At 29.0% G+C, this 12,582-nt stretch carries 16 protein-coding genes; 9 read left to right on the top strand and 7 right to left on the bottom strand.

What is annotated here, in order from left to right:
- Nucleotides 1–33: 33 nt before the first annotated feature.
- Nucleotides 34–774: a hypothetical protein gene (locus tag Bmayo_RS00940; RefSeq protein ID WP_075551905.1), complete on the bottom strand. Its 741-nt coding sequence runs from the start codon at nucleotides 772–774 to the stop codon at nucleotides 34–36.
- A gap of 1 nt (nucleotide 775) precedes the next feature.
- Nucleotides 776–1,429, bottom strand: a complete 654-nt coding sequence (locus Bmayo_RS00935) for a hypothetical protein (protein ID WP_075551904.1) — start codon at nucleotides 1,427–1,429, stop codon at nucleotides 776–778.
- Nucleotides 1,430–1,633: 204 nt separating this feature from the next.
- Here Bmayo_RS00935 and infC point away from each other — a divergent pair, with 204 nt between their 5' ends.
- The 6 genes from infC (at nucleotide 1,634) to tsaB (ending at nucleotide 4,315) form a co-directional block, all read left to right on the top strand.
- Nucleotides 1,634–2,194, top strand: a complete 561-nt coding sequence (gene infC, locus Bmayo_RS00930) for a translation initiation factor IF-3 (RefSeq protein ID WP_002556788.1) — start codon at nucleotides 1,634–1,636, stop codon at nucleotides 2,192–2,194.
- A 22-nt stretch (nucleotides 2,195–2,216) separates the two neighbouring features.
- A complete protein-coding gene (gene rpmI / locus Bmayo_RS00925) occupies nucleotides 2,217–2,417 on the top strand; it encodes a 50S ribosomal protein L35 (protein WP_075551903.1) in 201 nt (66 codons plus the stop codon).
- A 20-nt stretch (nucleotides 2,418–2,437) separates the two neighbouring features.
- The gene (gene rplT, locus Bmayo_RS00920; protein ID WP_075551902.1) at nucleotides 2,438–2,785 is read left to right on the top strand and encodes a 50S ribosomal protein L20; all 348 of its coding nucleotides are present in this window, start codon (nucleotides 2,438–2,440) and stop codon (nucleotides 2,783–2,785) included.
- A 213-nt stretch (nucleotides 2,786–2,998) separates the two neighbouring features.
- Complete coding sequence (locus Bmayo_RS00915; protein ID WP_075551901.1) at nucleotides 2,999–3,259, top strand: hypothetical protein; 261 nt, start codon at nucleotides 2,999–3,001, stop codon at nucleotides 3,257–3,259.
- Nucleotides 3,256–3,669 (top strand): tRNA (adenosine(37)-N6)-threonylcarbamoyltransferase complex ATPase subunit type 1 TsaE, encoded by a 414-nt coding sequence (gene tsaE, locus Bmayo_RS00910; RefSeq protein WP_075551900.1) that lies wholly within the window; start codon nucleotides 3,256–3,258, stop codon nucleotides 3,667–3,669. Before Bmayo_RS00915 ends, tsaE begins: the two co-directional genes overlap by 4 nt.
- Nucleotides 3,662–4,315, top strand: a complete 654-nt coding sequence (gene tsaB, locus Bmayo_RS00905; protein WP_075551899.1) for a tRNA (adenosine(37)-N6)-threonylcarbamoyltransferase complex dimerization subunit type 1 TsaB — start codon at nucleotides 3,662–3,664, stop codon at nucleotides 4,313–4,315. The genes tsaE and tsaB overlap by 8 nt, the downstream gene beginning before the upstream one ends.
- On the opposite strand, the gene csrA is transcribed toward tsaB, so the two are convergent.
- Genes csrA through Bmayo_RS00880 form a run of 5 tightly spaced genes read right to left on the bottom strand, consistent with a single transcriptional unit; the run spans nucleotide 4,299 to nucleotide 8,604 of the window.
- Nucleotides 4,299–4,544 (bottom strand): carbon storage regulator CsrA, encoded by a 246-nt coding sequence (gene csrA / locus Bmayo_RS00900; protein WP_075551898.1) that lies wholly within the window; start codon nucleotides 4,542–4,544, stop codon nucleotides 4,299–4,301. The genes tsaB and csrA overlap by 17 nt on opposite strands.
- A 2-nt stretch (nucleotides 4,545–4,546) precedes the next feature.
- Complete coding sequence (fliW, locus tag Bmayo_RS00895; RefSeq protein WP_075551897.1) at nucleotides 4,547–4,939, bottom strand: flagellar assembly protein FliW; 393 nt, start codon at nucleotides 4,937–4,939, stop codon at nucleotides 4,547–4,549.
- A 1-nt stretch (nucleotide 4,940) separates the two neighbouring features.
- Nucleotides 4,941–6,212 carry a flagellar hook-associated protein 3 gene (locus tag Bmayo_RS00890; RefSeq protein ID WP_075551896.1) on the bottom strand — a complete coding sequence of 424 codons (1,272 nt, stop codon included), beginning with the start codon at nucleotides 6,210–6,212 and terminating at the stop codon, nucleotides 4,941–4,943.
- Between the two features lie 2 nt (nucleotides 6,213–6,214).
- A complete protein-coding gene (flgK, locus tag Bmayo_RS00885; protein ID WP_075551895.1) occupies nucleotides 6,215–8,098 on the bottom strand; it encodes a flagellar hook-associated protein FlgK in 1,884 nt (627 codons plus the stop codon).
- Nucleotides 8,099–8,109: 11 nt separating this feature from the next.
- A complete protein-coding gene (locus Bmayo_RS00880; protein WP_075551894.1) occupies nucleotides 8,110–8,604 on the bottom strand; it encodes a flagellar protein FlbF in 495 nt (164 codons plus the stop codon).
- Between the two features lie 83 nt (nucleotides 8,605–8,687).
- Between Bmayo_RS00880 and mnmE the strand changes: the two genes are divergently transcribed.
- The 3 genes from mnmE to rsmG are packed head-to-tail and all read left to right on the top strand — an operon-like array spanning nucleotide 8,688 to nucleotide 12,573.
- Nucleotides 8,688–10,082: a tRNA uridine-5-carboxymethylaminomethyl(34) synthesis GTPase MnmE gene (mnmE, locus tag Bmayo_RS00875; protein ID WP_075551893.1), complete on the top strand. Its 1,395-nt coding sequence runs from the start codon at nucleotides 8,688–8,690 to the stop codon at nucleotides 10,080–10,082.
- A 2-nt stretch (nucleotides 10,083–10,084) separates the two neighbouring features.
- Entirely contained in the window at nucleotides 10,085–11,950 is a 1,866-nt protein-coding gene (gene mnmG, locus Bmayo_RS00870) for a tRNA uridine-5-carboxymethylaminomethyl(34) synthesis enzyme MnmG (RefSeq protein WP_075551892.1), read from the top strand.
- Complete coding sequence (gene rsmG, locus Bmayo_RS00865; RefSeq protein ID WP_075551891.1) at nucleotides 11,947–12,573, top strand: 16S rRNA (guanine(527)-N(7))-methyltransferase RsmG; 627 nt, start codon at nucleotides 11,947–11,949, stop codon at nucleotides 12,571–12,573. The genes mnmG and rsmG overlap by 4 nt, the downstream gene beginning before the upstream one ends.
- Nucleotides 12,574–12,582: the final 9 nt, after the last annotated feature.

Raw genomic sequence — 12,582 nt, 5'->3', positions numbered from 1 at the left:
TTGTTTTATTATTAGTTGCAAATTTAATTATTTTTATTGTTTATATATGTTAAATTCATATTGAAAATTTTTTTCAACTTCTTTTACTATTTTTATCAAATCAGGTTCTTTAAGGCTGATTAGATATTTTAGATTAATAATTTTTAAGTCTTTTCTTGTATTGCCAATTAATATAAATTTTATATTTTTGAAAAAAGGCGAATTTGATATCTTTTTTAAAATAATATTGTTATCCCTTAAAGAAAATAATATTATTGTCTTTATTTGAGGAGTAATGAATGTTTGCATATAAGATATGTTTTTTTCGTTTATTAGGGTAATATTAACATTTTTTTCTTTGCCCTTTTTTTCCAAGTATTCAAGGTCTTCGTTATTTAGAGATTTGTCTCTAAATAGTAATGTCTTTTGGAAGTTTATTGATTTTTCGTTAAGCAGAAAATCAATAGATTTTTTTAGAGAAAATTTTATTTTTGATAGATAAAAAATTTTCTCTTTTAGGATTTCGTTATTCAGTATTTCATTATTTGATTTGTGGGTCAAAAGCATTTTTTTTGTTGTTTTAAGCTTGTCTTTTATAATTTCTAAATTTTTGTCATTTATAAATAGTATTTCGTTTTTTATGAATGGAGTTTTTTGAATTTCAAAAAAATATTCAGTTGCATCTGAGAAAATTATTGCATAATTAAATTGTTTTTCAATAATGGAAGATTTTTTGCAGCCTTGTATTAAAATTGCTAAGATCGCCATTATAGCAAGTGTTTTTTGGCCAGACATTTTATTTCCTAGTGTGCTTATTATTGATGGCTATAAATATTAAAACCAATCCAAGTATTATTAGTGCATAGATGCTCATGTTAGTTAGAATTAATGTTTTTAAAGCTGCAATGAATAATCCTAAAAATAGAATAGGAGAAAGAATGATCTTGTATTCTTTTGCGGAGTATTTTTGGCATTTTTTAATTTTCTTTTCAAAGATTTTGGCTGAAAATATTAGCTCTATTGCATTAAGTATTGGTAATTCAATATATTCATAGATTCCAAAAATTTTGCTATTTAAAATTATTATTTCTAAGTTTTTAGAAAATATTAGTCCAAATGCGAAATATATAAGAATTGTTAAATTTTTTTGAAATAAAGAATTCTCATTTAGAGTAAAAAAAAATATAAATATCAATAATGGGAATATATAGTAGTATAAATGTTCTTTGATGAATATTGAAATCCCCAGGCTTATTCTTGATGTGTAATCTAATTCAAATGATCTGTATAGAATAAATTCCTGAGTTAAATAAAGAAAAGAAAACATTGTTATTGCAAGAAATATTACTAAAACATGAGCTTGGATATTTTTTGCTTGGCTTTGTTTTAAATGAACATTCATATATATTTTTAATATTAGTGGTAGACTTGTTAATAAAAATAAACTCATTGTAAGTATAATTTTACTTTTAAACGTTTTTTAAATCAATTGATTGACTAAAAACTTGTGTGATTTGGATATTTATTTTATCAGTGGTAGTAATTTTATTACTTTTTGCAAACATTATTCTTAGAATTTACTTTTTAGTGAATGTATATTAAAATTAAGTATTAAGATTAATTATTAATTGATTTAGGAGTATATATTTTTTAGATGATAAATAGAAATGCCAATAGAGATAGGGATAGGTCCAGATCAAATGACAAGGAATTGAAAATTAATTACAGAATTAAGGCTCGTGAGGTAAGAGTTATTTTTGAAAATGGAACACAAGAGGTTTTATCAATTGAAGATGCTATTAAAAAAGCAAAAGAAGCTGGGCTTGATTTGGTTGAGGTTTCTCCTAATGTATCTCCTCCGGTTTGTAAGATTATTGATTATGGGAAATATAAATTCCATCAAGAAAAGCGTCAAAAAGAGCAAAAAAAGAATCAAAAAGTAATTAAACTTAAGGAAGTCAGAATGCAGCCAAAGATAGATGCTCATGACCTTGATTTTAAATCAAAAAATATTTTAGGCTTTCTTAAAGATGGTAATAAAGTTAAGGTTACAATAAGATTTAGAGGTCGTGAACTTGCCCACACATATTTAGGATATGGTATCTTAAATAGCATTCTTGAAAAGGTAGGGGATGTGAATTATGTTTTGGAATCTGCGGCTAAAATGGAAGGAAAAACAATGTTTTTGATTGTAGCGCCTAAGTTTAAAAAATAAATATTAAATTAAAGGGGATGAAATGGCAAATAAAATGAAAACACGCAAAAGTGCAAAAAAAAGGTATTCTGTTACTGTAAATGGTAAAGTTAAGTATAAAAAACAAAATTTAAGGCATATTTTGACAAAAAAATCTTCTAAGCGTAAGAGAAATTTAAGGAAATCGGGCAATCTTTCTTGTTTTGAAGTTAAAAGAATTAAAACTTTATTACCTTATGGTTAAAATAATTTTAGGAGATAGATATGGCTAGGGCTAAAAATGGCACAGTTCACGTTGCAAGGCGTAAGCGAATTTTAAAGAAAACAAAAGGGTTTTGGGGTACAAAAAAGAGTAACTACAAAAAAGCTAAGGATACCTTGAGAAAGGGTATGATGTATGCTACAAGAGATAGGAAGGCTAGAAAAAGAGATTTTAGACGCTTGTGGATTTCAAGAATTTCGGCTGCTTTAAGTGATACTGGGATTAGTTATTCAAGATTTATTGAGGGTTTATTGAAATCTAATATAAAAATTAATAGAAAAATTTTGTCTAATTTGGCGATTGAAGATGTTGAAGCTTTTAAAAAAATTGTTTTAGAAATAAGAAAATGAAAAATCAAAACTCCTGGGAGGTTTAATTTTAAGAATTAGAGTTATTTTTTTGCGACATCTCATAAAATTTAGGAATTTGAAGATTTTTAGTCAATGATAGCCAAAGGCAATTCAGAGGTTGAGAATAAAAATTCCGCCTTGAAAAATAGCGCTAAATAAAAATGTTCTTATGTTGGCTTTTTGGGAGTTTAATTTATTTTAAGGATTATTATTGTGCAGCTTATTTCTCTTAATAATATTGAAAAGCAAGAGAGTTTTATCTATTATAGAAATGTATATTTTGCTGATGCTATTTATAAGTATAATGACACCTTAGAAAGTAAAAAAGTAAAGTTTATAATTGAGGCTACACCCTTAGGAGAAAAGCATGTCACCATTGATTTTATAGATCTTTTAAATTATCCTGTTTTAAAGCTAATGGTTGCAATTAAAAGACGTGTAATTGATTTGGAGTTTAAAGGTAAGCTTCCTTGATTTTAGAATTTAAATCAGAAAAAAAAATGATAAATTTTTCCAAATCTTTTTTTTATCCTTTGCCAATTGGTAAGATATTTGTTTTAACTGGTGATATGGGATCTGGAAAGACTAGTTTTTTGAAAGGACTTGCCCTTAATCTTGGAATTTCTTATTTTACAAGTCCAACTTACAACATTGTTAATGTTTATGATTTTATAGATTTTAAATTTTATCATATTGATTTATATCGGGTGTTTTCTTTAGAAGAATTTGAGCTTATTGGGGGATTGGAAATACTTATGGATCTTGATTCAATTATTGCTATTGAATGGCCACAAATTGTTTTAAGTATTATTCCAAAAGACAGATTATTTTCTTTAACTTTCAAAATAGTCGGTTCAGGCAGGGCTGTAGAATTTAATGATTAATACACTTGCATTTGAATATTCATATAAAGCATTAATAGTTTATTGTAAAATTAATGATAAAAATTTTTCATTGGTTGAGCTTAAATCAAATTTTAATTTTAGTATTCCAAAAATTTTCAATGATTTTGTAATTAAAAATAATATTGATCTTAATCAAATTGAATTAATTATAAATTCTTGTGGCCCTGGTTCTTTTACTGGCCTTAGAATTAGTTTAAGTTTTGTCAAAGGTCTTTCTTTAGGTCTTTCTATTCCTTTTGTCAATATTTCCACATTAGATGTTTTTGCAAATTTAGTTAAAAACAGCCCCAGTGTAATTGTATTAACTTTTACTGCGGGTAAATATTTTCTTGGGTATTATAAAAATTGCGAATTGATAGGGAAGATTTTGTGTTTTTCTAAGGAAGATTTGTTTGAATATCTAAATCAGATTAATCCAAATTCAGTACTTATTGGGAACAATCTTGATGATCTTTTCAAAGAATTTAATTATAAATTTAAAATCATTGAAAATTTAGGTTCGTTTGGAAGAATTTTGACAGAACTTGGGATAGCTAAATATTTAAAAAATCGCAAAAGTGATGATATTTTGTCAGGACCTCTTTACATAAGACAAAGTGATGCAGAGGTTAATTTTCATTCTTGAAATAATGATTGAATAGGCTTTTAATTTTGCTTATATTGTGTTTGTCTTTTAGTAGTGATTTTTTATTTTCTTCTATAATAAATTCATAAATTTCAGATCTAAATATTTTAATGCTTTCAGGAGCCTTAATTGCTATTTTAACAGTATCCTTTTTTATCTCTAATATTAAAACTTCAATATCAGAGTTTATTTTAATACTTTCATTTACTTTTCTTGACAATACTAGCATCTTTATTCCTTGAAAACTTTATGGTGTAGTGAGTATTTTTCATTTGTGCATATAGCTTGTTTTCCAAGTAATTTTTTTTTGTTTATTATGATTGGTGCTTTTAGGTTAGCTGTAATGTCTTTATAATCATTAACATGCATATTAATTATGCATAGTATAACTTTTTCATCTTCTGCTTTTGCTTTAATGTCCAACCAATCCTTTTCCTGGATATTTGGCAAGTATTCGCTTAAAAAGTTTAAAGGAGATGTCACCAAAAAACTTACGTCTTTATTGATGGATTGCATAATAGAAAAAGGCTTGTATTTAGAGTCTTTTATTATAAATTTTTTAATGTTTTCAAATCCAAGTATTCCTTCGGGAAAATCAAATTCTATGCTTTTTTCATTTATCATTCTATTTTATAAAATCCAATAAAGTTGTTTGCATTATTTTAGCAGAGATTCCTATAGATACTTGATAAGCTAAGCTTGCCATATTTAAATTTGTTATTGCTTTTGTTACGTCAAGATCGGTGTATTGGACCATATCTTCTTTCATGTCTGCAGCCTCTTTGCTTATTCTTTCATAGCTTCTATCAAGTCTATTTTCTTTTGCTCCAAGATCTGCAACGGATGTAAGTAATCTTTTTAAGCTTTCGTCAATTTCTGCCAGGCTTCTACTTCCAACAAGCTCTTCTTTGTTATTGTAAAGTGTGTCTCTAAGCTCAATAAGCGCATCGAAAATAGACCTGCTTCTAACTTCTGTACTACTAGAAAGGTTGTAAGGAGGTAGTTTGGTGTCATTGTTTTTAGTAAGTATTCCAAGTGTTTGTAAAACATTTGATTCTTTTTCTTCTGTTATCCAAATTTGGTGTGGAGTTGTAGTTTTGATTGACAATGAGTTTAAAATCGGATCAATGCTTGCTTCAACAGGTGCTGAAGATTCATTGATTTTTGCAACAATATCAAGAGCAGTGTCTCCTTTTGTTAGTCCTATCTCAATATTGTCAATATAAATTTTTGTATTTTCTTTTACGGCAAATCCATTAGTGTTTATTGATGAGATAATATTTTGGTTCTGTAAGAAAAATATTGTATTCCCAGGATAATTATTTGACATATACACGTCATTGTATACTTCTGTTTTTTTTTCAGCTTGGTTGCCATTGTATTCTACTTTGATTATTTGGGGGCCTGCACCGTCTTTGCTTGTTTTGCTTATTTTATTCTCTCTAGTCACCTTAAACGCCTCGCTATCAATTTTAGTCCCTGAGAATATGCTGTATCCATCAGGTCCTTTGGCGTTTGCTATTGCAACAACATCTTCAAGCAAAGCATTTACTTCTTTTGATATCATTTTTTTATCATCTGCTTCATAAGTTCCGCTTGCTCCCTGAACGGCAATTTCTTTAGCTCGTGTTAAAATATTTGTAAGAGATTGTAAATATCCTTCCGTATACCTTAGGTTGCCTTTAGAAATACCAATATTTTTTATGTATACATTAATTTTAAATATGTCGTTATCTAGCCTTATTGCGTGATTAACACCTGTTGGATCGTTTCTTAGTTTTATAATCCTTTTACCTTTGTATAAGTTTTCTAAAAGTTTTGTAATTTTAGACTCTTGCTCTGCTGTAGAGGTTTTAAAATTTTCATATGTTAATGGATGACTTACTCTATTTATCATGCTCATACTCCCATTTTATTTATTACTGTGTCTATTAGTTCAGTAGAAACAGTGATAAATTTACTTGCTGCAATAAATGCCTGTTGAAATTCGATCATGTTTGCAAGTTCTTCATCTTTGTTTACTCCAGAAATAGACATTCTTAGATCTGTTAAATCTTTTAGTATTTGAGATTGGCTTTCTTTTGTGATTTCTGAAATTTGTCCTTTTATTGCTATATTTGATGCTGTATTTGCAAAGTAATCATTTAGTGTTAAATTTTTGCCAATCATAATCTGAGAATTTCCAAAAGAGGAGATTCTTAGCGCTGCTTGGTTATCTCCAATAGATATTTCATTTGTTGGATTTCTAATTCCTGATGCTATTTTTGAGGGATCTGAGTCTATTGTGTCTGCAACTTTTATCCATGCTGCAGGATTTTTTAGAGGTGAGATTGAATAAGTTGATTTGAGCGCCAATTTGCCTGTTGTGTCAATATTTTTATAATCATAAGCTCCTTCAGGTCCAGATGTATTTAATATTCCTGTATATTTTGTTAGAAATAATCCAGAATCTTCTATATGTTTAATTCTAAATGTTATGTTCTCATCTTCTTGTTCTTTAACTGCTTTGATTTCAAGCTTGCCTTCTGAGTTAATTCTTGCTGTAACTTGTGAATCGGAATTGTTTATTCTATTTATCACATCTTGAACCGTATCTGGAGCATTGTAGGGTATTTCTATAATCTCATTGCTATTTGTAGCCCCAAATTTAAGAGTTCCATAAAATCCTAATTTTTCTTCTGGAAATATTTCGTTTGTGCTGTTAATTTTGAAAATATGAACTGAATCAAACTGGCCATTTCCGTTAGTATCATATCTGCCTCGATCATCAGTTAGTTTTAGTTCTTGAGAAAAAAAGCTTCTTCCATTTTTTTTGTCCATTCCATGTCCTGCTTCATGTATTTCGTTAACAATCTCTATAATGTTGACAGCTATATTATTTAGTTCATTGATTTCATTTTTAACCCCTTCATCTCTTATGTTAAGCAAAGATCCCAGCTTTCCCGTTTTAAGGTAAGCTTTGTCATTATTTGCCCACAAAATGTTCCATCTAGTTCTGGTGGGACCGTTTGTAGCTTCTAGTTTAAATTCATTCGCAATTGAACCTTGCACAAGGTGTCTTCCTTCTGAGTGGATTAAAAATTCATTGGGATCTTGTTTGTTTTCAATTGATATACTTATTATATTGCCTAATTTTTCAACCATTAAGTCTCTTGCATCCATTAAGTCATTTGGATTATCTTTCATTGCTTGAGATTTTGCAATTTGTTTATTAAGATTTGCAATGTTTCTAATGTAATTGTTTGCCTCATCTGTTGTAATTTTTATTTCATCATTTGCCATTATGTAAATTCTTTCAAGCGAATGGAATCTATTTCTTATTCCTTCGCAAAAAGATTTGCCTCTTTCTAGAATTATTTTTCTTTCTGCTAAACCTTGTGGTTGATTTGCTAGATCGTGCCAACTTTCCCAAAAATCATTTAATCTTTTTCTTATTGATTGATCCTCAGGTTCGTTATAAACATCTTCTAATATTGATATAAACTTGTCTTGTGAAGTCCAGTATCCTAGTCGGTGCGATTCTTCAATAATTCTTGTATTAAGCAGTTCATCTTTTACCCTGTCTATAGATTGAACCACGATTCCCTGGCCTAATTGTCCTTGTTTTTTGGCTCTGTTTAATTGTGGAGCATAAAGAGGAGTTTCGGTTTTCATTATTACTCTTTGCCTTGAATATCCAGGCTTTGTAGCATTGGATAAATTGTGTCCAACTGTATTCATAGCATCTTTATGTGCAAATAAACTTCTTTTGCCAATTTCTATTCCTGAAAATGTTGAATCCACTCTAAACTCCTTTAAAGTTTTTTATTTATTAAAACGGAAGCTTCGTTTAAGCGTCCAATTTTTGGCCCGTAAGGGTTTTTGTAAGTTACATTTTCTACGCTTTCTTGGATATCTTGGAATATTATTGATAACATGTCAAGGGACGTGTTTACATAGTTTTGTATTATGTAGTTTAAATTTTTAATATTCAGTATTCCAATTTTCAATTTGTGTAGATAGTCGTATATTTCTTTTTTGTAAATTGTAGTCAATTTTTCTACAGCTTCGTAAGTTGACTTAAAGTTTTCATTTTTGGTAAATTTTTTCCAAATTTCATCTCTTTTGCTTTCAATTTCTTTAAAATTTTCAAGCAATTTTTTTGTTTTGTTTGCAACTTCTTTAAGCTCTATTTCATTTTTATTTTCGATATTTTCTTTTATTTTTAAGTATGAATTATATATTTCTTCTACCAAGAGAAGTTCTTTTTTTAAGACTTCTTTTAGTTCAGTTTCAAGTTTTGTTTTCATTTTTATAAAATTAATTATAAGCTATTATAAACATATTTACAAATCAATTTTGTCTTTTTTATTATGTTATAATACATTAAAGTATGAGTAAGTTTTTTGAGAGAGATGATGATATTGTAGCTCTTGCAACACCTTTTTTAAGTAGCGCCTTATGTGTGATTCGTAGCAGTGGTTCTTCTTCTATATCTAAATTTTCTAAAATTTTTTCAAATCCTTCAGCTCTCAATTCAGCACCTGGAAATACGATTCATTATGGTTATATATTAGATAATGAGAATGATTGCAAGGTAGATGAAGTTGTTGTTTGTTTATATCGAGCACCAAAAAGCTTTACGGGGCAAGATGCTATTGAAGTTATGGCACATGGTTCTGTGATTGGGATTAAAAAGATTATAGATTTGTTTTTAAAAAGTGGGTTTAGGATGGCTGAGCCTGGCGAATTTACTTTGCGAGCATTTCTTGCTAAAAAGATTGATCTTACAAAGGCAGAAGCAATTCATGAGATTATTTTTGCCAAGACTAATAAAACTTATTCTCTTGCAGTTAATAAACTTTCTGGAGCTTTGTTTGTTAAAATAGATGCAATAAAAAAATGTATTTTAGATTTTCTCTCAGCTGTTAGTGTTTATCTTGATTATGAGGTTGATGATCATGAGATTAGCATTCCTTTTGACTTAATTTTAAGTAGCAAAGCTGAGCTTAAAAAATTAATTAATTCTTATAAGGTTTATGAAAAAATTGATCGTGGTGTTGCTTTGGTTTTAGCAGGCTCTGTTAATGCTGGAAAGTCTTCGTTATTTAATTTGTTTCTCAAAAAAGATAGATCAATTGTCTCTTCATATCCAGGGACTACAAGAGATTATATTGAAGCAAGTTTTGAGCTTGATGGTATTTTATTTAATCTTTTTGATACAGCAGGACTCAGAGATGCTGATGATTTTGTTGAGAGATTAGGAATTGAAAAAAGTAATTCTTTAATAAAGGAAGCATCTTTAGTAATTTATGTGATTGATGTTAGTTCAGATTTAACAAGAGATGATTTCTTATTTATTGATTCAAATAAATCTAATAGTAAAATATTGTTTGTTTTGAATAAGATAGACTTAAAGATAAATAAATCCACTGAGGAATTTGTTCGCTCAAACGTCTTAAATTCTTCAAATTTAATAATGATTAGTACTAAAAATTTAGAAGGAATAGATATTCTTTATGAAAAAATAAAGGATTTAATCTCTTATGAGAGAGTAGAGATTGGGCTTGATGATATAATAATATCATCAAGTCGTCAGGTGCAGCTTTTAGAGAAAGCTTATGCTTTGATTTTAGATTTACTTAGTAAAATTGATCACCAAGTAAGTTATGATATGTTAGCATTTGATGCTTATGAGATTATTAACTGTTTAGGGGAAATAACAGGAGAAGTTAGCAGTGAAGATGTTCTTGACAATATGTTTAAGAATTTTTGTTTGGGGAAATAAATATGGATTTTGACGCGATTGTTATTGGAGGAGGGCATGCGGGGATTGAAGCTGCCCTTGCTCTTTCAAGGTTGAATTTTAAAACTTTAATGATTACTCAAAATTTAGATACAATAGGTAAGCTTTCTTGTAATCCCGCTATTGGTGGGCTTGCTAAGGGCAATATGGTTAGAGAAATTGATGCTCTTGGTGGTGAAATGGGTCGTATTATTGACTTTAGTATGATTCAGTTTAGAGTTTTAAACAAAAGTCGTGGTCCTGCAGTTCAAGCTCCACGCGCGCAAGCTGATAAATTAATGTACCAAACCAAGGCTAAAGAAACTTTAGAGCGTCAAGGTAATCTTGATCTTTTTCAAGATACAGTTGTTGATTTTATTCTTAATTCTATGAGAAATGAAATTGAAGGTGTTGTTACAGAGAGAGGCAATAAGTTTAGATCAAGCGTTGTGGTTCTTACAACGGGTACGTTTCTTCGAGGTAAAATATTTATTGGTGAGTATAGAGCTGATATGGGTAGGCTTGCTGAATTTTCTGCTTATGGGCTTGATAAAACTTTACTTGGTCTTGGATTTGAAATGGGCAGGCTTAAAACGGGCACTCCGGCAAGAATTCATAAAAAAAGTGTGGATTTTTCAAAGATAGAGGTTCAATTTGGAGATTCAGACATTATTCCCTTCTCTTTTTCAAATGCTAAGTTAGACAAATCTCAACTTTCATGTTATGTAACCTATACCAATAAAAAAACTCATGAAATAATTAGCGAGAATATGCACTTGTCACCCCTTTATTCTGGCGAGATTGTGGGTAATGGCCCAAGATATTGTCCTTCTATTGAGGATAAAATAGTAAAATTTAAAGATAAGGATAGGCATCAAATTTTTATTGAGCCTGAAGGGTTTAATACCGAAGAAATGTATCTTAATGGTCTTAGCTCTTCTTTGCCCGAAGATATTCAGCAAAAATTGATTAACAGTATTGAAGGCCTTGAGCATGCTGTTATTACAAGGCCTGGTTATGCTGTTGAATATGATTATATAAATCCAATTGAACTTTACCCAAATCTTGAGAGCAAAAGAGTTAAAGGACTTTTTATAGCAGGTCAGACCAATGGTTCTTCAGGATATGAAGAGGCAGCAGCTCAAGGGTTAATGGCTGGAATTAATGCTGCTCTTAGGCTTCAAAATAAAAAGCCAATGATTTTAACAAGAACTAGTTCTTATATTGGAGTGCTTATTGACGATCTTGTTACTAAAGGCACTAAAGAGCCTTACAGAATGTTTACCTCTAGAGCTGAGCACAGACTTAATTTAAGGCACGATACTAGTGACAAACGTTTGATTAAGATTGGATATGATCTTGGACTTGTTGATGAGGAGAGATATTCAAGATATCTTTTTAAGGAGAGGAGAGTTGAAGAGATAAAGGAGCTTTTAAAGCAAAGGCGCCTTAGTTTAAAAGATGTTGTTGATGAGCAATTAAAAAAACATGTTAGTAAAGATTTTTACCATATTTTAAAAGATCCTTCTATTAGTTTAGATAATCTTATAAAGATTGATCCTAGTTTAAGTGATTCAAAAGTAATTTTAGAACAAGTTGAACTAGATATTAAATATGAAGGTTATATTAATAGACAAAAAGATTTGATTAAAAAACTTGATAATCTAGAGCTTGTTAAGCTGCCATTTGATTTTAATTATGAGATTATTGAAGGTCTTTCAAGAGAAGCTAGAGAGAAATTTTCTAAAGTTCAACCAGCTACCCTTGCTCAAGCAAGTAGAATTCCTGGAATAAGAAGTACAGACATTACTGTTTTGTTAATATATTTTTCAAATCCTAAAAATAAGGTAGTTATAAATTTTTCTTTATGATAAGTGATATTGAATTTGCCTTATCACAACATAATTTTCAGTTTACTTACAAAGATCTTGAGAAAATAAATTTATATATAAAGAGAATTTTGCTTTTAAATACCAGATTTAATTTAATTTCAAATAGTAATAGCAATTTCAATTCTATTCTTAATCTACACGTTATAGACTCTCTTTTAGGATTGTCTACTGTTAAAGAGATTAATCCTTCTGAAATTCTTGACGTTGGAAGTGGTGCTGGATTTCCAGGTATTATTTTATCTATTTTTGACACTTCTAGAAAATATTATCTTTTAGAGAGAAGTAAAAAAAAGTCTACTTTTTTGAAAATGATAAAATTAGAACTTGATTTAGAAAATGTAAAAATTTTAGAATATGAGATTGAAAGAGAAAAAAAGAAGTATGAGTTTATTACAATTAGAGCTTTTAGAAGTATGAATGAATATGCATTAATTTTAAAGAGTCTTTTAAAGAGAGGGGGATTGATTATGGCATATAAGGGTAAATTTGATAGAATTAACCTTGAAGTCAATCAGATTAAAGATTTATTTAGTAAAATAGAAGTAAAGTCTTTAAATTCAAGATTAAGAGTAGACAGAAATTTGGTTTTGCTTTACAGATAATATTATTAT

The sequence above is a fragment of the Borreliella mayonii genome (genome assembly GCF_001945665.1).
Lineage (GTDB): Bacteria > Spirochaetota > Spirochaetia > Borreliales > Borreliaceae > Borreliella > Borreliella mayonii.
The sequence above is the reverse complement of the archived record's forward strand: the minus strand, read 5'-3'. Positions and strand labels throughout refer to the sequence as shown.

Coding starts and splice junctions, on each gene's coding strand:
- mnmG (WP_075551892.1), top strand. CDS start 10,085: ATGGATTTTGACGCGATTGTTATTGGAGGAGGGCATGCGGGGATTGAA.
- Bmayo_RS00935 (WP_075551904.1), bottom strand. CDS start 1,429: ATGAGTTTATTTTTATTAACAAGTCTACCACTAATATTAAAAATATAT.
- rpmI (WP_075551903.1), top strand. CDS start 2,217: ATGGCAAATAAAATGAAAACACGCAAAAGTGCAAAAAAAAGGTATTCT.
- mnmE (WP_075551893.1), top strand. CDS start 8,688: ATGAGTAAGTTTTTTGAGAGAGATGATGATATTGTAGCTCTTGCAACA.
- rplT (WP_075551902.1), top strand. CDS start 2,438: ATGGCTAGGGCTAAAAATGGCACAGTTCACGTTGCAAGGCGTAAGCGA.
- rsmG (WP_075551891.1), top strand. CDS start 11,947: ATGATAAGTGATATTGAATTTGCCTTATCACAACATAATTTTCAGTTT.
- Bmayo_RS00890 (WP_075551896.1), bottom strand. CDS start 6,212: ATGATAAATAGAGTAAGTCATCCATTAACATATGAAAATTTTAAAACC.
- fliW (WP_075551897.1), bottom strand. CDS start 4,939: ATGATAAATGAAAAAAGCATAGAATTTGATTTTCCCGAAGGAATACTT.
- csrA (WP_075551898.1), bottom strand. CDS start 4,544: ATGCTAGTATTGTCAAGAAAAGTAAATGAAAGTATTAAAATAAACTCT.
- tsaB (WP_075551899.1), top strand. CDS start 3,662: ATGATTAATACACTTGCATTTGAATATTCATATAAAGCATTAATAGTT.
- Bmayo_RS00880 (WP_075551894.1), bottom strand. CDS start 8,604: ATGAAAACAAAACTTGAAACTGAACTAAAAGAAGTCTTAAAAAAAGAA.
- Bmayo_RS00940 (WP_075551905.1), bottom strand. CDS start 774: ATGTCTGGCCAAAAAACACTTGCTATAATGGCGATCTTAGCAATTTTA.
- infC (WP_002556788.1), top strand. CDS start 1,634: ATGATAAATAGAAATGCCAATAGAGATAGGGATAGGTCCAGATCAAAT.